Origin of the sequence: Mesorhizobium sp. M0715 (assembly GCF_040320355.1) — a bacterium.
In the GTDB taxonomy this organism is placed as follows: Bacteria; Pseudomonadota; Alphaproteobacteria; order Rhizobiales; family Rhizobiaceae; genus Mesorhizobium.
In genome coordinates this window covers 73,299-90,879 of record NZ_JAMYPL010000011.1, presented here as the reverse complement: position 1 = coordinate 90,879, position 17,581 = coordinate 73,299, and the positions used below count along the sequence as shown (strand labels likewise).

Sequence of the window (17,581 nt, the reverse complement as noted above, 5' to 3'; positions counted from 1 at the left end):
GCCCGCAATAGCGTTGAAGATTAGCCGAGGCACCTAAACTTCGTCATCCACGGGCGAAGCAGGCGCGAAGCGCCGTCGCGGAGACCCTGGGATCCATTCCGTGACCTTAGCCGAAGAGTGCAGCGGAGCAGAATTCTGCACCGCAGCAGCGCCATGGAGTCCCGGCATGGATCCCTTGGGCTGCGGAGCAGCTCCAGGGGTCTGCGCCGCGTCGCTACGCTCCTTGCTTCGCCCGTGGATGACGAAGGGATGGACGTGCGCGCCAATTATCGACGTACGCACCGGCCAGAACCCTAATGCACCGCAGCGTACATGATCTTCTCCTCCGTGGCCTCGGCCGGCGAAAACTCCTCGACGATACGGCCCTGACGGCAGACCAGGATGCGGTCGGACAGGTTCATGATCTCCGGCAGGTAGGACGATATGACGACGACGGCCAGGCCCTCGTCCGCCAGCCGGTTGATGATCTGGTGGATCTCGGCGATCGCGCCGACATCGACGCCGCGTGTCGGCTCGTCGAAGATGACGATGCGCGGCTGCTGCACCAGACCCTTGCCGATCACCACCTTCTGCTGGTTGCCGCCGGACAGTTCGACCACCCGCGCATTGTCGTTGATCGCCTTGATGTTCAGCATCTTCGTCCATTCGGCTGAGAGCGCGCGCATTTCCTGCGCATTGATCACCCAGGCCTTTTCCCGGCCCGCCGCCAGCAGTCCGCCGAACAGGTTTTCGGCAATGCCCATCGTCTCGAAGATGCCTTCGCTCTTGCGGTCCTCGGTGACGTAGACGATGCCGTCCGCCACCGCTTCGCTTGGTACGAGATAGCGCACGGGCTTGTCGTCCAGCTCGATGGCGCCGCCGCGCAGGAAATCGCGCTTGTAAATGCCGGAAACGATCTTGAATGTCTCGGTGCGGCCGGAGCCGATCAGCCCGAACACGCCAGTGATCTGGCCCTCGAAGATCGAAAAGGATGTGTTGCGCACGACATTGCTCATCGAGATGTCCTGCACCGACAGCACCTTCCGGCCCGCCTTGCGCAGCTTTGCCTCGTCACGCTGGCGGTAGATCTGCCCCGACAAAGTGCGCCCGACCATAGCGGCGACGATCCGGTCGCGGTCGAAGGCTGACGTGTCGTCGGTGATGACAAGCTCGCCGTCGCGCAGAATGGTGATGCGGTCGGCAATATCAAGCGCTTCTTCCAATGCATGGCTGATGAAGACGATCGACACGCCGCTCGCCTTCAGCCGGCGGATCAACGCGAAGAAGTGCCGCTTTTCTTCCGGCGTCAGCGTCGCCGTCGGCTCGTCGAAGATGATGATCTCGGCATTGTGGTGCACCGCGCGCGCGATCTCCACCATCTGCCGCTTGGCAGCACCCAGCGTCGCCACCATCGCGTTCGGGTCGACGGGAAAGTTCAGCGATTGCAGGAATTGCTGCGCCGAAATGTAGGTGCCGCGCAGCCGGTTGAGGAACTTTTCGGTGCCGAGATAAAGGTTCTGCGCCACCGTCATCGACGGCACCAGGCTCGTCTCCTGGAACACCATCGCGATGCCGGCTTCAAGCGCTGCGTGCGGCGAGGCGTAGGCGATCTCTTGTCCCTTGTGGAACATCTTGCCTGAAGTGGCGTCGACCACCCCAGCGATGATCTTGGTCAGCGTCGATTTTCCCGCGCCATTTTCGCCGAGCAGCGCATGGATCTCACCCTTGCGCAGGTCGAAGCTGACATTCTTCACCGCGGGCACGCCGCGGTAGTTCTTGGTGACATTCTCCAGACGGACGATCGGTTCCATCAGAAACCTCCCGTGGCGACGGAAAGGATGCAGTCGCCCCCTTTGGAGGCGACGAACAGAAGGCCGTCTTTTTCCGCAACACTGCAGATGCCGTGGCGCGTGCCGTTGGCGCGGCTGTGCAGGCTGAATTGCGGCTGCATCTTCTGGTCGAGCCTGACCACCAGCCCGTAGGAGCGGCTCGGCGACCATGGCTTGTGGATGCCCATGGTGCGGATGCCGCCGCATTGCAGCGGCTCGAGGAAACTGCGGCTGGACGCCAGCGCCGGCGCGATCCAGTAGGCCGGCGGCACCTGGTCGAGCATGTCCTGCCGGTAGTGCGTCTCCTGCAGAACAAATTCGATCAGTCGGTTGCGCGGCGCAAACAGCGTCAGCCAGGCGCCGCCACCGGCGGAGGACGACAGCCGTGCCGGATAGCCCGGCAGATGCGTCAGCACCGTCGAGCGGTTACCAGTCGCGCCGTCGAAACGGATGAGCTGGTGACGCCAGCTTTCGCTGACCAGCACATCCCTGCCTGCAGGATGCAGCCCATAGGGAAAGGCAATGTCACCGGCGACCTTGCGGAAATCACCGCCTGCTGCGTCTCGCTTCCAGAGCGAACCGGAAGCCCCCTTGTTCATCAGATCGGCGGCCCATTGCGATGGAGCATGCTCGGCCGAGCCGTTGGCCAGCCACAGCGTGCCGTCACCGGCATAGGCAAGTGCAGTGATGCAACCGACATCAACCGGCAGCGAAACCTCCTTGCCTGATATCAGCAGCTTGCCGCTCTCCAGCCCGACCGTCAGTTCGCCGGATGGCGACAGCGCCAGCGCGGTGACGGCAGACGGAAAGGTCTCGACCACGGTTGGTGTTGCGCCGGCAGCAGCCGAATAGATGGCGTTGCCGCTGGAGGCCAGCAGCTTGTCACCGGAGACCAGCAGATTGTCCGGCTCGGTCAGCTCGGCAAAAGCCGGCGCGTCATCCAGCCGCGTGTTGGGGCGAAAAGCGCCGTCGAGCGGCGGGATGGTGACCGCCTTGCCGCGAAACAAGTCGAGCACCGAATCGAGGATCATGGCTTCGCTCCCCAGTAGGAAGCGGGGCTGGTCCAGTTCGGGTCGGCGCCCGAAATCTTGTAGCGGCCGATGCGGTTGTTGAGGATGCCGCCGACGAAGAGATATCCCTTGTGCTCGCGCATCGAGGTGACCATCGGATGCGCGCCGCCGGTGAGGTCGCCCATCGCCTCGACGATGCCGCCCTTCTCGTTGAACTTCACCACGCCGCCGGTGTTGATGTTGGGGAACAGCCATTCGTCCTGCGGCAGGCGGCGCGTCATACGCTTGCGCATGTCGGGGTGGCGCAGGGACAGGTCGAAACTCGGCGTGCGCATGCCGAGCCACGCCATCCAGTAATTGCCGTCGGAGGCGCGGTTGATGTTGTCGGGATAGCCCGGCATGTCGCGGATGACGCATTCGGCGGTGCCGGCCTTCGGCCCTTCCAGCCAGTAGCGATGTACGCGGCAGGCCCAGCTTTCGGCGAAGAACAGCGACTTGCCGTCATGCGCCATGCACACACCATTGGTGTAGCGGTAGCCGTCGAGCAATGTCTTCGTCGAGCCGTCCTTCGGATCGTAGACCAGCAGCCGGCCGGTGGCACGGTTCTCGATCGAGTCCAGCGCCCAATCATGCGCATCATAGCGCTTGGTCGAGTCGGTGAAATAGATGCGGCCGTCGGGTGCGATGTCGCAGTCGTTGGGGTCACGCAGCCTCGCATCGTCGACGATCGAGGTCCACGAGCGCGACGTTTCGGCCGACAGGCGTTTGACCTCCCGATCCGGCGAGACCGAATAGAGCCCCATGGCGCCGACGCAACTGATCAGATTGCCTGCCTTGTCGAAGGCAAGTCCGAGCGGAAAGCCGCCGATATGGGCAAACACTTCCGATTTGACATAATCCGGCGCGAAGAAGCGGACGATCTCGCCATGACGCGTGCCGCAATAGAGATTGTCGTCGCGGTCGAGGATGACGTCTTCTGGCCCCTCCAGCTCGCCAAGCCCGATATGTTCTGCGGCCGACAGCCGGTTGTCGAGTTCGTATGGCGTGCCCGAGCCGGGTGCGGCCGACTGTGTCTCGCCCATCTTGAGATAGACCGGGGCGACATAGACCTCGTTCAGCACCTTGTGCCGGTTCTTCAGCCAGCGAATGTCGATGGTCACCGCCACCGCCAGCATGATTCCCAGCACCATCTGATTGGTGCCGGTGCCGTAGCCCAGCCGGATCAGCCCATTGGTCATGGTCAAGACGATGATGGCGCCCATCAGCCCCTTGATCACCGAGCCGCGCCCGCCGCCGAGGCTGACGCCGCCGACCACCGCCGCCGTCAGCGCCATGATCTCGAGGTTGAGGCCGGTGCCCGGCCCTGCCCCGCTCAACCGGCAGGCGATCAAAAAACCGCCGATCGAGGCGCAGAAGCCTGAAAAAACGTAGGTCATGAACACCGTGCGGCGCACGCGGATGCCGGCATTGTGCGCCGAGCGCCTGGAACCGCCGACCGCCAGCACATGCCAGCCCGGCCGTGAACGGGTCAGCGCGATATGGGTGACGATGGCCAGGATGATCGCCAGCCACACCGAGACGGACAGCCCCCAGAACGTGCTGTCGCCGATGAAATCGAGCACATCCGATGTCGCGGTCGAAAGCTGCACGTCGGCGGCATAGGTGGTGACCAGGATATCAAACAGCGCCCGCCCGAAGATGAAGGTGACCAGCGTGGTCAGAAAGGCGCGCAACCTGAGATAACCGACGAGATAGCCGTTGATGGCGCCAAAGATGAGACCGGTGGCCAGCGACGCAGCCAGCGCCAGCCAGATCGACTGTTCGAGGATGAAGAAGACATAGACGGCGGAAAAGCAGGACAGCGCGAAGATCGAGCCGACCGACAGGTCGATGCCGCCACCCAGCATCACCACCGTCATGCCGGTGACGACCATCGAGAACTCGCCGAGCTGGCGGGTCGATTCCTGCAGCGCTGTCAGCTTGAAGAAGCCCGGAATGATCGAGCCGAAGGTTGCCAGCGTCGCCACCAGCGCCAGGAACGGAATGGCGTTGTCGGTCCAGCGTTTGGTCAGTATCTCGCCGACGACATGGTCGGGCACGAGATTGTACCGCCAGGACTGGAGGCGTTCGCGAAAGGACATCGGCTGCTGCTATTCCATGAGAAAGAGGTGGCCGGGCAATCCGGCCACCTCGTTGATCGGTGTTGGCAAGGATCGGCTTATTTCGCAGCCGCTTGCGCCTGCAGCGCCTTCAGGTCCCAGCAGCTGTCGGGCTTCAGGTCGGCCTTGGTCGTCGCCTTCTCCAGCGTGTAGATGTAGGTGTGCGACGTGCCGGCCGGCTGGCCGCTCTGCAGCAGGAACTTGATGATGGCGTTCATGTCGCCCGACTGGCGGGCAAGATCGGTCATCACCACGGCGCCATAGGTGCCGTCCTGCAGCTTGTCGCAATCGGCCGCCTTTTCGCCGCCGCCCGTGGTGACTAGGAACACCTTGCCGTCGAGCTTGGCGTCGCGGATCGCGGCGGAAGCGCCGGTGGCGTCACCATCCCAGAAATCGATGATCGAGCAGATGTCCGGGTTCTGCTGCAGCATCGTCGTCGTCACGTTGCGCGAGGTCGTCGCATCCCAGTTTGAATCGGGCTTTGCCACCACCTTGAAGTCGGGATTCTTGTCCAGCACCTTCATGATGCCGGCATACTGATAGAGGCTGGAGGAGTTGGCCTGGTCACCCTGCACAAGGCCGATCTTCTTTGACGAGTTCGGGCCGCAGCCCTTGATCGCCGCTTCGGCCTCGAGTTGGCCGAGCCGGTCCCAGTCGCTGCCGACAAAGGCATCAGCCGGGAAGTTCGCCGGATTGTCGACCAGTATCACGTAGGTGCCCGCGGCCTGCGCCTTCTTCATCAGCTTGGAATAGGAGTTGAGGTCCGGCGCATGGATGATCAGCACGTCCGGCCTGGTGTCCGACGAGATGGCGTCGGTGATCGCCTGCGCGCCGGCATCGACGACCCAGTTCGGGTCACGCGTCTCGAATACGCCGCCCCAGGCCTCGACTTCTGTCTTCAGGTAATGCGACCAACCCTGCGCCAGGTCGAAGCCCATCGCCAGCGGCACCAGCATGACGCGCTTGCCCTTGAGCGCCTGCGCATAGGCGGCCGGGCCGGGATCATCGGCGGCAAAGGTTGGCGCCACGAAAGTGGTAACGGCAAGCGCCGTGGCGGCGGCCATAAGTGTCTTGATCAGTTTCATGTCAGATCCTCTGTTTTTGCTGTTGCTGTTCACGGCCGGCCCCAACCGTCCGCGGTAGGTTTAGATATCGCCTTGCTGGGCGGTCTGCTCGTCACGTGGATTGATGATGCCGTCGACGATGATGGCGCCGAGCAGGATCGCTGCCTTGATCAGGTTCTGGTAGAGCAGCGGAATGTCGATGATGGTCATGGCGTTGAGCAGGATGCCGATCAGTGCCGCACCGACCAGCACGTTGCGCACCCCGCCGCGCCCGCCGGACAGGCCGATGCCGCCGATCACCGCCACCAGCACGATATCGTAGAGCAGCGTTGAGTTGACGACCCGGGTGTTGATCGAATGCAGGCTCGCCGCCGTCAGCAGGCCGGCGACCAGTGCGACCAGGGCGGAAAGCACATAGCGCAGCACCAGCATCGGCCGCACCGGAATGCCGATGTTGCGGGCGGCGACCGGATTGTCGCCGGCGAAATAGATGTAGCGGCCCCATTTGGTGTAGCGCAGGAACAGGAAGAACAGGAAGGCCAGCCCCGCGAAGACGAACACCTCGACCGGAATATCGAGGAAGCGCAAGCCGCCGAGCAACTCGACCCAATGGCCCTGCGGCACCGGCACGGCATCCTGCGTGATCAGTTGCGAGCGCACATAGCCGAAGACGAAGGAGCCTGTCGCCAGCGTCACGAAGATCGCCGGCACGTCGGCATAGGCGACGAGAAAGCCATTGAGCAGGCCGATGGCCAGCACACCGGCCAGCACATAGGCGAAGGCCAGCCCGTCCGGCGTCCCCGAATTCAGAAGTTGCAGATACCAGGCGACAGACATCGCCATGATCGCGACGGCGGAGAGGTCGATGCCGCGGCCGATGATGACGACAGCCATGCCAAGGGCCAGAATGCCGAGCACCGACACCGAGCGGACAATGGCGACAAGGTTGTTGGGGTCGATGAAGCCCGGCAGGCCTATGGCCGCTGCAACGAACAGCACCACCGCTATGGCAAAGACAATGCCTTCCTGATTCAGGCTCCTGTAATTCGGCCAGCCGATCGTGTTCATGTCTGCGTTTGCCCCGATGGCAGCGCTGCCATCCCTGGGAAAGAACGCTAATCGGCCCAACGCCGGTTCGTCAAATGAATCCGCGCTCGGAACCCAGGCCGGCAGCGATATTTACCGAGTGGACGCGTCGATTGCCGAAGCTGGCGCAATGCATGGAAAAGCCTGCACTTTGGCAATTGGTTGCGCCATTGCGGCCGCTCGCGAAAGCGCTGCACTACGGCGAAAGGACGAGACGGAATTTATCTCCGCATCAGGCGGAAAAATCGATCTCAATTTCCCGGCGAGTGGCCGGAAACCTCCGCGCCCGCACTTGGCGGCAGCACGAGAAAACGCAACGCCGCCACCAGCCCGATGGCGCCGATCGCCAGGAAGGCGATTCGAAAATCCACAAGGTCGAGAGCGGGGCGATCCCTGACGATCTGCGACAAATTGAGGATCGCCGCCGCCACCGCGACGCCGAACAGCATCGCCACCTGCTGCAGCATCGAGGACAGGGTCGCCGCCGAGCTTCGTTGCGCCGCATCGATGTCGGCGAAGGCCAGTGTGTTGAGCGCGGTGAACTGCATCGAGCGCGTCAGGCCGGCAATCAGCATCAGCGCCACCACCAGCGCCTGTGGCGTCTGCGGCGAGATCGCCCCGCAAGCCATGATCGAGGCCGAGGCGATGATGCCGTTGACGACCATCACCGAGCGGAAACCGAAACGCCGCAGCGTTGGCGTCGTCACCGTCTTCATGCCGAGATTGCCGAGGAAATAGGCCAGGATCATCAAGCCGGCATCGACGGGCGAGAGGCCAAAGCCGACCTGGAACAGCAGTGGCAGCAGGAACGGCGTGGCATTGATCGCCACCCTGAAAATGGTACCGGCGGCCAATGTCGAGATGGCAAAGGTCAGCACATTGAACGAGGAGAGATCGAGCAGCGGATGCGGCGCCCGCCGGAGATGCCGTACCGCCAGCCAGCCTATGACGATGCCGGCAACGATCAGCAGCGCTGTCGGCAGCACGCCGTCCTCCGGATGAGCAATGCGTTCAAGGCCATAGAGCAGCAGGGCAAGTCCGGCCGATGTCAGGAAAAAACCCGGCCAGTCGAGCGGCTTGGGGTCAGCCACACGGTCGCCCGGAATGAAGCGCGCGACCAGCGCCAGCCCGATCACGCCGAGCGGGATGTTGATGAAGAAATTCCAGTGCCAGGACAGATAGGTGGTGATGAAGCCGCCGAGTACCGGCCCGACCACCGGCGCAAACAGTGCCGGCCAGGTGATCAGCGCCGTGGCGTTCAGCAGCTCCGACTTCGACGCGTTGCGCAGGACGAGAATCCGCCCGACCGGCGTCATCAGCGCGCTGCCGAGCCCTTGCACGACACGGGCGGCGACGAACTGGGTCAGGGTTTGCGAGAGGCCGCAGGCGAGCGAGGCCAGGGTGAACAGGACGATCGCCAGCAGGAAGATGTTGCGCGCCCCGAACCGGTCGGCGAGCCAGCCCGACAGCGGCACGAACACCGCCATGGTCAGCATGTAGACGGTGATGCCGATGCTCATTGCCACCGCCGACACGCCCAAGGAGGCACCCATCTGCGGCAGCGATGTCGAGATGATCGTCGAATCCAGCAACTGCATGAAGAAGGCGATGGCGACGATCAGCGCCACGCGCCGCGCATTGGTGGCCGTTACGGGTAAGATTTCGGTATCGGGAATGGCGGTCATGACGGAACCGGTTTGAACAGCATCTCACCGGCCGCGTCCAGAGACGGCGCAACAAACTTTCGTGTCCCGCTATGGCCTGCTATGGGATGGACGGGGTGGCCGAGGAAAGTGTCTGCGTAAAATGAAGCCCATCTATATCGACTACCTCAATGCCCTCGACATCGATGCCCTTGCCATGACCGATGGTGAAATCATTGCCGCCGTCGAGGCTGGCCTGGTGGCGCAAGGCAACGGCCAGACGGTGATCGAGCCGCGCGTCCATCTCGAACCGGACCCGTCCTTCCACGGTCATTTCAATGTCTTGCGTGGCTACGTCGCGCCGCTCGACACGGCGGGCGTGAAAATCGTCGGCGACTATGTCGACAATTACCTGCACGGGCTGCCTTCCGAATTCGGCATCCTCAACCTGTTCGACCCGCGCACCGGCGCGCCCCGCGCCATCCTCGACGCCACCGTCATCACCGACATGCGCACCGGCGCCGTCACCGCCATCGGCGCCAAACATCTGGCGCGCAGGAATTCGAAGGTGCTGGCCCATATCGGCGCGCGCGGCACCGCCTACTGGAACGTGCGCCTGCTCGACCATCTCTTCGACTTCGACGAAATCCGCGTCCATTCGCGTCGGCCGGAAAGCCGCGACGGTTTTGCCGCCAAACTCTCCGCCGATCTCGGCAAGACGGTTATGGCGGTGGCCGACTGGAAGAGCTGCATCGAGGGCGCCGACATCGTCGTCGAAGCCTCGCGGCTGCCGGAGCCGCAGCCATTGCTGAAGACCGAATGGATCAAGCCCGGCGCGCTGGTCGTACCCTATGGCACGATGAGCGCGGTCGAACTGTCGCTGACCGACATCATGCAGAAAATGATCGTCGACGATTGGGGCCAGTGCAAGGGCGGCAAGTTCGGCTCGCTGCGCGCCCATGTCGAGACCGGGCGGCTGAGCGAGAAGACGCTGCATGCCGAGCTCGGCCAGATCGCCGCCGGTCTGAAAGCCGGGCGAGAAAGCGACGACGAAACGATCCTGTTCTGGCATCGCGGCCTGTCGCTGTCCGACATTGCATTGGGCAAGGCGATGCTGGCCAAGGCCCAAGTGCAAGGCATCGGCCAGAGGCTGCGCTTCGCATGACCGCGGTCGTCCTCACCGGAACCGGCGTCAGCGTTGGCGATGTCGCTGCGGTCGCCCGCGATGGGCGCAAGGTGGAGATCGGACCCGATGTCATCGGCAGGCTGCAGAAGGCACGAAAAGTGCTCGACCAGGCCGCCGCATCCGGCCAGCAGATCTATGGCCTGAACACCGGGCTCGGCGCCAATCTCGGCACTGCTGTCGAGGGCGACGCCGGCGCCTTCCAGCGCCAGTTGCTTGAAGGACGCAGCGGCGCCGTCGGCGAGGTGCTGCCGGTTGAAGCCGTGCGCGCTACTATGCTTGCCCGCGCCGCGATGCTGTCGGTTGGCGGCTCCGGCCTTTCGCCCTCCGTCTTCGTCGCTTTGGTCGACGCGCTCAATGCCGGCGTCCATCCCGTCATGCCGTCGCTCGGCTCGATCGGCGCCGGCGACCTGGTGCTGATGACGGCACTCGCCCGCATGCTCACCGGCGAAGGCGAAGCCGACTATCAGGGCCGTCGCATGCCGGCAGCCAAGGCGTTGATGATGGCGCGCCTCGCCCCTATCAGCCTGGCGCCCAAGGACGGGCTGTCGCTGATCAACGCTTCGGCGGTATCCGCCGGCAGCGGCGCGCTTGCGGTGACGGATGCGCTGTCCGCCCTTGCCCAGCAACAGCAGGCCGGGGCGCTGACCATGGAAGGTTTTGGTGCCAACCGCACCATCCTCGATCCGCGCCTGCATATGGCGCGCCCGGCGGCCGGCCAGCAGGAAGCAGCCAAGGTGCTGCACGATCTGCTCGTCCGCGACGAGGCGCTGGTGCCGACCACCTTGCAGGACCCGCTGTCGATCCGCTGCATGCCGTCGATCCATGGCGCGCTGATCGAGGCGATCGGTCAGGCGAGACAGGCTGTCGAGATCGAACTCAACGCCGCCGCCGACAACCCGCTGGTGCTGGGCGATGATGAGCTGGTGCTGTCGACCGGCAATTTCCACACCGCCGCACTGGCGCTCGCCTTTGAGACGCTCGGCCTGGCGATCGCCCAATGTGCCGCGGCCAGTGCCGCGCGCTTCATCCAGCTCACCGGTTCGGGCCGCAATGGCCTGCCGAAATATCTGTCGCCGGTCGGCGGCGCCTCGGCCGGCTTCGTGCCGCTACAGAAGACAGTGACCTCGATCCTGGCCGCCATCCGCCACAAGGCCAATCCGGTGATGCTCGACTTTCTTCCGGTTTCGGAGGGCGTCGAGGATCACGCCACGCAGACACCTCTGGCGGTTGCGAAATGCGCCGGGATGATCGCGCTATGGCGCCGCCTGATCGCTTTCGAGCTGATGGCGGCCGCACAAGCGGTCGACCTGCGCGACGGTTTCACGCCAGCGCCACGCACCGCCGCAATTCACACGGCGATCCGCGCGCTGGTCCCTGCTCTGAAGGAGGACCGGCCGCTCGGCATCGACGCCGAGGCGCTCTACGCCGCGCTCGCCGGTGGAAATTGGCCGGCCTGACGCGGCTTCTCAGAAGACGACGGTCTTGTGGCCGTTGAGCATGACGCGGGCTTCGAGATGCAGCTTGACCGCGCGCGCCAGCACCCGGCTTTCGATGTCGCGCCCGACGGCGACGAAATCCTCGGCGCTCATCGCATGGGTGACGCGTTCGGTCTCCTGATCGATGATCGGGCCCTCGTCGAGGTCGGACGTGACGTAATGCGCCGTCGCACCGATCAGCTTGACGCCGCGGTCGAAGGCCTGGTGATAAGGCTTGGCGCCCTTGAAGCTCGGCAGGAAGGAATGGTGGATGTTGATCGCCCGTCCGAACAGCCGGTCCGACAGGCTTTTCGAGAACACCTGCATGTAGCGCGCCAGGATGACCAGTTCGGCCCCTGTTTGCTGCACCAGGTCCAGCAGCTTCTGTTCCTGCTCGGCCTTGTTCTCCCTGGTGGTCGGCCAATGGTGGTAGGGAATGCCCTCCAGCTCGGCGAAGCGGCGGGCATCCTCGTGGTTGGAGACGACGGCGGCAACCTCCGCGTTCAGCCAGCCGACCCTGATCTGGTACAGCAGATGCAGAAGCGCGTGGTCGAACCTGGAGACCATGACGATGATCTTCGGGCGGCGTCCCTGATCGACCAGCGCGGTCTTCATGCCGAAGCGATCGACGCTTGATTTCAGGGCTCGTTCCAGACTGTCCCTGGTCGAGCCTGGCGGGCTGATGAAGGCGATCCGCATGAAAAAGCGATTGGTCTGCCGGTCCCAGAACTGGCTGCTTTCGGCGATGTTGGCGCCGTTCGCGGCAAGCTCCGCCGTGACCGCGGCGACGATCCCCGGCTGGTCCTCGCAAGAAAGCGTAAGAATATGAACCGGCGCGGCGTCGTCCGTCGCATCATTGCCTTGAGATTTCACGCCCTGTCGACCCTTTTCATGAACAGGCTGAGCTCAGCCGGATCCATATGCACCACATGCTTGTCTTCGGGATAGGCAAGACTGTTGACATCGGCAACATATTCCGAGAACGCGGCGATACGCTCGGCCTGCAAACGATCATACTCGGCGGCGAAGTTGCGGTAGACCTTGGAGTGACGGGGCATGTGGCCACGGTTCTGGCCGAGGATGTCGTCAGCGAACAGATATTGCGCATCGCAACCGGTGCCCGCTCCCATCGACAGCATGATCAACGATGTCCGTTCAGAGATCGCCTTGGCCACCTCGACCGGTACGACCTCGATCTCGGCGCCGATGGCGCCGACAGTTTCCAGCTGCTTCACCGCCGCGAAGACCTCCATGGCGGTGTCGGCGGTCTTGCCGACCGCCTTGAAGCCGCCGGTCCAGGTGGCCCGTGACGGGATCAGCCCGACATGGCCGATCACCGGGATATTGTCATCGGCCATCCGCTTGATCGTGGCGTAGCCGGCGCTGCAATAGACCGCGTCGGCGCCGGCCTTGTAGAGCAGGAAAGCCCAGCGCACGAAATCGTCCGCCGTGCCGATCTCGTAGAAATTGTCGCCCGGCATGGTGAACAGGCTGGGTGCGGCGTCCCGGTATTGCGGGTTGAGCACCAGTTCGGGCGGCACCGAGACGATGTCGACCCCCGCGCGCTCGGCGGCCTCGGCCTCGTCCATCGTCAGCACGCGCAGCATGGTCAGCTGTCGCTTGCCCTTCATGGCGCGCAAATCCGCCACCGTTGGTCTTTTTCGGCTCATCAAATGGGTTCCCTCAGTTGCATTCGGCGGCAGGTCAGCCGATCTGGATCATCACTTTGCCAGCCTCGACCTTCACCGGATAGGTGGCGAGATTGACGCATACCGGTGCGCCTCGGGCCACACCCGTCTTGTAGTTGAAGCGGCCATTGTGCTTGGGGCATTCGATGATGTCGTCCATCACCAGCCCATCGGCCAGATGCGCCTTCTCATGCGTGCAGTATCCGTCGGTTGCGAAGTACTCGTCATCGGGACTGCGATAGATGGCGAAGGTACGGCCGCCATGATCGAAGCGGATGACATCCTCTTCCTCGACATCGTCGACGCCACACGCTTCAACCCAGTCGGCCATCTGCTTCTCCCCTATTCCGCCGCCGCCGGAACGGTCAGCGCATGGAACTCGTCCCGGTACGGCCTGGCCGTCGGCGGCAATTCACGCTTGAGGAAATAGTCCTCGTACTGAAGCTGCTTCAGCAGCACCGGCCAGACCTCGCGGTAGGCATGCCACATCGAAGGGTTCGGCGCGGGCAGATCATGCTTGATCAATTCATGCAGCCTCGGCAGCGCGTGATACGGCACCATCGGGAACATGTGATGTTCGACATGGTAGTTCATGTTCCAGTAGATGAAGCGGCTGATCGGGTTCATGTAGACGGTGCGCGTGTTCAGCCGGTGGTCGGTGACATTATCGGCCAGGCCGATATGCTGCAGCAGGCCGGTCAGCACCATGTGCCAGCTGCCATAGAGGCGCGGCAGGCCGATCAGCACCAGCGGCAGGAACGACCACAGATAGAGCGCCAGCACGATCGCCGCGACATAGATGGCGACATGCCAGCGCGCGGCGGTGACCACCTTGTGAAGCTCCATCTCGGGGATAAAGCTTTTCTCGTCGGGCGAGATGCTGCCGAACGCATTGCGCACCAGCGTCGGCAGCGAATAGCGGAAATCGAGAATGCCGGTGAAGGCGAGTGCGGCGCGCAGCAGGTCCGGCGGACGCATCACCGCGATCTCGGCGTCGCGGCCGACGATGATCGTGTCGGTGTGATGGCGCGCATGGCTCCAGCGCCAGGTCACCGGGTTGCGCATCAGCATGAAGCTGGCGATCTGGTAGACGGCATCGTTCATCCAGCGCGTGCGGAAAGCGGTGCCGTGGCCGCACTCGTGCCAGCGCGAGTCGCTGGACGAGCCGTAGAGCACGCCATAGACGAGCAGGAACGGCACCACCCACCACGTGCCCCAGAACCAGGCGATCCCGGCGGCAGAGCCCAATATGGCAACGATCCAGATGATCGTGTCGCGGATCGCCGGCCCGTCCGAGCGTTGCATCAGCTCTTTCATCGCCTTGCGCGGCACATCGGTGTGATACCACTCGGCCGAGGCCAGCCCGGTCTCGATCGCGGTGCGCGTGCTTTCCCCGACCAGGCTGTAGTCGCGCTTTTTCGCCATCACATCGACCTCCGATTTCCGGCCCGCCAGCCGGAGCATTCGTTTCGCATCATGCCCTGTCCGCCAATCCCGGAAAATTGCCCGACGGCGCAGGATAATCCTGTTGCGGTTGCCTGGCGATCGAAGCGATCCTCTCTTCCGTCGCGGCGATCTCGCCGGCACCGTCGAGCACTCGGAACATCGCGTCGTAGGAACGGCTTTCGCCATGCTCCAGCCAGATCATTTCGCCGCGCTCACGTGCGGCGAGATTGCCGAGCACATGGTGCGTCGAGGGCTCGATGCCCAACGCATACTGCCCCGCCTGGAAATTCTGCCATTGATAGGCGCAAGGCAGCTGGTCCTTGCGCGTGATCACTTCCAGGCCAAGCCCTATGCCGTCATTGACCACCGCCACCGGCACCTCGCCATTGGCGTCCGCCGCCATCTCGTGCTGCCAGACCTGCTCGCTGAAGCCCAGTCGCGGCGCCGGCACGGTGCGGTAACCGACCTTCTGCGCCTTGTAGCGTTCGCCTGCATGGCCAGCCCAGACGACGTCGCGGATCGGCGCCAGATAGCGCGAACCCTCGTCGAGCAAGGGGTGGCTGACATTGACGTGGTAAAAATACATATGCGGCGTGCGATTGAAGCCATGGTTGACGACGCGGTCCGACAGCCGGATCTCGTTGCCGCCGACATCGGCCTCGATACGCCGGATCAGATGCAAATCCTCGCCGAACACCGCCGATTGCTGAACGATGCCTTCGGCCCAAAGCACGCAGCGGTCGCCATCCCAGGCCTCGCCATAACCGGTCAGCCGCGCTGGAATGGTGCCCACGCGGCCATGCAGCGAATGGATCACGGTCTTCTTGCCCGGGTAGTTGTAGCTATCGGCAGGCACCTCTTCGCGGCCCAATATGTGGTCGAGGCCGCAGGTGACAAGCAGCCCAGAAAACGAGCGTGCCCAGGCGAGCCCGCCCTCCCCCTCGTAATCGTGCAGGCCGGGATGACGAAAGCCGCTCGGCGAATGCCAGCCGATCGCCTGGCCCTTGAAGTCGCAGTCGGCGATGTCGAGCGCCCGGTCGACCAGCGCGGTGAAGCGCAGCCCCGTGCCAGTACGGAACTCCAGCATGCGAATGCCGCGTTCCACCCCGTCGCCAAGCGTCATCAGCCGCACGCCGGCAAATTGCGACAGCATGCCCGAACGTTCCGACACCTGCCGGCGCGAAAGCGTCTTGCCGTAAAGTTCTACCATGTGACGGCCAACTTCTTCACTTCGCTCTCGTCTCTTTCAGCAGGGCCGACATGTCGGCGCCGGTGATGATGCTTTCCACGGTCAGGAGATCGGTATCGGCAACCGTCTGCTCGGCGACGATCTCGCCGCGGCGCATGACGATGATACGGTCGGCGACCTGGAACACGTGATGGATGTTGTGGGTGATCAAGAGCACCGAATGGCCGGCGTCACGCACCTCCTTGACGAAGCGCAGCACGCCATGGGTTTCCTCGACACCGAGATTGTTGGTCGGTTCGTCGAGGATAATGACCTTGGCGGCGAACTGCATGGCGCGAGAAATCGCAATCGACTGGCGCTCGCCGCCCGACAGCGTTAAGACCAGCGCATCGGCGTCGAGTTTCTTCGAGATGCCGACGCGCTTCAACAGCGCCGACGCCGCGTCGCGCAATTTGGCGAAATCGAGCGGCGCGAACACGCCCAGCCATTTCAGCTTGACCGGTTCGCGCCCAAGGAAAAGATTGCGCGCAATGCTGAGATCCGGCGCCAGCGACGTGTCCTGGTGGATGGTCTCTATGCCGAGGTCCATCGCATCGCGCGTCGAGCGGATCGAAACCTTTTCGCCGCGCACATAGATGTCGCCCCGATCGGCTGGAAACACGCCCGAGATCGCCTTGATCAGCGTCGATTTGCCGGCGCCATTGTCTCCGAGCAAGGCCACCACCTCGCCCTCCTTGAGGGCAAAGGACGCATTCTTCAGCGCCCGAACGCTGCCGAAGGATTTTTGCAGATTCTGCAGCCGGAGAACTTCCATGATCAGCCCCTCGCAGCGTTCTTCTGCAGCAAAGCGTGCAGGATGAGCATGGCGAGGATGATGAGGCCGACGAAGATGTTGTAGGCGAGGCCCGGCACGCCGATCAGCACGATGCCGTTGCGGATCGCGCGCAGCATCAGCGCGCCGACGATGGTGCCGAGGATCGTGCCGCGTCCGCCGGTCAGCGCCGTGCCGCCGACCACCACCATGGCGATCACTTCGAGCTCGTAGCCGGTGCCGGCCACCGGTGAGGCGGCCGAGATGCGGAAAGCGCTGATCATGCCGGCCAGTCCCGCCAGGACCGAAGTCAGGATGAACAGCCACACCTTGACTGCGTCCGCCGGCACGCCGCGCGCCACCGCCGCGTTCCGGTTGGAGCCGATGGCGCTGATCCAGTTGCCGAGCTTGGCATAGCGCAGCACGTAGATCGCCAGCAGCGAGAGACCGATGAACCACCACAGCGAGGTGTAGAACCTGAACGAACCGACATTGAAGCTGCCGGCCAGCAGCGTGACGAAAAAGCCTGGCTGGTCCCAGGATTTCAGCGGAAAGCCCTGCGTGATGTAGAGCGCCGCCCCGCGCACCACGAGCAGCATGGACAGCGTGACCAGGAAGGACGAAATGCCGATCTTGGTGACGATCAACCCGTTGATCGCGCCGATGGCGACGCACAGCAGAAGCCCGGCCAGAAGCGCGAAGCCGATATCGACGCCTCCGTTCTGCACCAGAAGCATGACGACGACCGGCGCCAGCCCGAACACGGCACCAACCGACAGGTCGAATTCGCCCGCCGTCAGAAGCAGCGTCATGCCGAGCGCGATGATGCCGAGCTCGGGGAGGAACGCCATCATGTTGGAGATGTTGAGCGGCGACAGGAAATTGGCATCGGCGATGGCGAAAATCGCGAGCAGGACAATGAGGATGACGAGCGAGGAGAATTGCGGCGAGCGTATAAGGCTCGATCTGCGTTTCCCGACAGGCATTTCGTCTTCTGCGGCGATCATCATGACTGC

Annotated in this window: 15 protein-coding genes; 2 read left to right on the top strand and 13 right to left on the bottom strand. The window is 63.5% G+C overall.

Going from position 1 to position 17,581, the window contains the following annotated elements:
- Window positions 1-293: 293 nt before the first annotated feature.
- The 6 genes from NKI21_RS15720 to NKI21_RS15695 all read right to left on the bottom strand — a co-directional run bounded on the left by NKI21_RS15720 (window position 294) and on the right by NKI21_RS15695 (window position 8,812).
- Window positions 294-1,790 (bottom strand): sugar ABC transporter ATP-binding protein, encoded by a 1,497-nt coding sequence (locus NKI21_RS15720; protein WP_352441176.1) that lies wholly within the window; start codon window positions 1,788-1,790, stop codon window positions 294-296.
- Window positions 1,790-2,839: an SMP-30/gluconolactonase/LRE family protein gene (locus tag NKI21_RS15715; RefSeq protein ID WP_352441177.1), complete on the bottom strand. Its 1,050-nt coding sequence runs from the start codon at window positions 2,837-2,839 to the stop codon at window positions 1,790-1,792. Before NKI21_RS15715 ends, NKI21_RS15720 begins: the two co-directional genes overlap by 1 nt.
- A complete protein-coding gene (locus NKI21_RS15710; RefSeq protein ID WP_352441178.1) occupies window positions 2,836-4,959 on the bottom strand; it encodes an ABC transporter permease in 2,124 nt (707 codons plus the stop codon). Before NKI21_RS15710 ends, NKI21_RS15715 begins: the two co-directional genes overlap by 4 nt.
- A gap of 77 nt (window positions 4,960-5,036) precedes the next feature.
- Window positions 5,037-6,062: a sugar ABC transporter substrate-binding protein gene (locus NKI21_RS15705; protein WP_352441179.1), complete on the bottom strand. Its 1,026-nt coding sequence runs from the start codon at window positions 6,060-6,062 to the stop codon at window positions 5,037-5,039.
- A 60-nt stretch (window positions 6,063-6,122) separates the two neighbouring features.
- Window positions 6,123-7,109 carry an ABC transporter permease gene (locus NKI21_RS15700; RefSeq protein ID WP_352441180.1) on the bottom strand — a complete coding sequence of 329 codons (987 nt, stop codon included), beginning with the start codon at window positions 7,107-7,109 and terminating at the stop codon, window positions 6,123-6,125.
- A 269-nt stretch (window positions 7,110-7,378) separates the two neighbouring features.
- Window positions 7,379-8,812 (bottom strand): DHA2 family efflux MFS transporter permease subunit, encoded by a 1,434-nt coding sequence (locus tag NKI21_RS15695; RefSeq protein ID WP_352441181.1) that lies wholly within the window; start codon window positions 8,810-8,812, stop codon window positions 7,379-7,381.
- A 121-nt stretch (window positions 8,813-8,933) separates the two neighbouring features.
- On the opposite strand from NKI21_RS15695, the gene NKI21_RS15690 reads away from it, so the two are divergent.
- Both NKI21_RS15690 and NKI21_RS15685 read left to right on the top strand, forming a co-directional pair.
- On the top strand, window positions 8,934-9,935 hold the full coding sequence (locus NKI21_RS15690; RefSeq protein ID WP_352441182.1) for an ornithine cyclodeaminase family protein: 1,002 nt from the start codon (window positions 8,934-8,936) through the stop codon (window positions 9,933-9,935).
- On the top strand, window positions 9,932-11,413 hold the full coding sequence (locus NKI21_RS15685) for an HAL/PAL/TAL family ammonia-lyase (RefSeq protein WP_352441183.1): 1,482 nt from the start codon (window positions 9,932-9,934) through the stop codon (window positions 11,411-11,413). The genes NKI21_RS15690 and NKI21_RS15685 overlap by 4 nt, the downstream gene beginning before the upstream one ends.
- Before the next feature lie 9 nt (window positions 11,414-11,422).
- Here NKI21_RS15685 and purU read toward each other — a convergent pair whose 3' ends face one another.
- The 7 genes from purU to NKI21_RS15650 are packed head-to-tail and all read right to left on the bottom strand — an operon-like array spanning window position 11,423 to window position 17,551.
- Complete coding sequence (gene purU, locus NKI21_RS15680; protein WP_023814025.1) at window positions 11,423-12,304, bottom strand: formyltetrahydrofolate deformylase; 882 nt, start codon at window positions 12,302-12,304, stop codon at window positions 11,423-11,425.
- Window positions 12,301-13,101 (bottom strand): 3-methyl-2-oxobutanoate hydroxymethyltransferase, encoded by an 801-nt coding sequence (locus NKI21_RS15675; RefSeq protein WP_031213845.1) that lies wholly within the window; start codon window positions 13,099-13,101, stop codon window positions 12,301-12,303. The genes purU and NKI21_RS15675 overlap by 4 nt, the downstream gene beginning before the upstream one ends.
- Before the next feature lie 34 nt (window positions 13,102-13,135).
- A complete protein-coding gene (locus NKI21_RS15670) occupies window positions 13,136-13,450 on the bottom strand; it encodes a MocE family 2Fe-2S type ferredoxin (protein WP_013530832.1) in 315 nt (104 codons plus the stop codon).
- Window positions 13,451-13,461: 11 nt separating this feature from the next.
- The gene (locus tag NKI21_RS15665; protein ID WP_164892896.1) at window positions 13,462-14,544 is read right to left on the bottom strand and encodes a fatty acid desaturase family protein; all 1,083 of its coding nucleotides are present in this window, start codon (window positions 14,542-14,544) and stop codon (window positions 13,462-13,464) included.
- Between the two features lie 49 nt (window positions 14,545-14,593).
- Window positions 14,594-15,775, bottom strand: coding sequence for an aldose 1-epimerase family protein (locus NKI21_RS15660; RefSeq protein WP_023814028.1), 1,182 nt, complete (start codon window positions 15,773-15,775; stop codon window positions 14,594-14,596).
- Window positions 15,776-15,791: 16 nt separating this feature from the next.
- The gene (locus NKI21_RS15655; RefSeq protein ID WP_196815367.1) at window positions 15,792-16,574 is read right to left on the bottom strand and encodes an ATP-binding cassette domain-containing protein; all 783 of its coding nucleotides are present in this window, start codon (window positions 16,572-16,574) and stop codon (window positions 15,792-15,794) included.
- Window positions 16,571-17,551: an ABC transporter permease gene (locus NKI21_RS15650; protein ID WP_031213848.1), complete on the bottom strand. Its 981-nt coding sequence runs from the start codon at window positions 17,549-17,551 to the stop codon at window positions 16,571-16,573. The genes NKI21_RS15655 and NKI21_RS15650 overlap by 4 nt, the downstream gene beginning before the upstream one ends.
- Window positions 17,552-17,581: the final 30 nt, after the last annotated feature.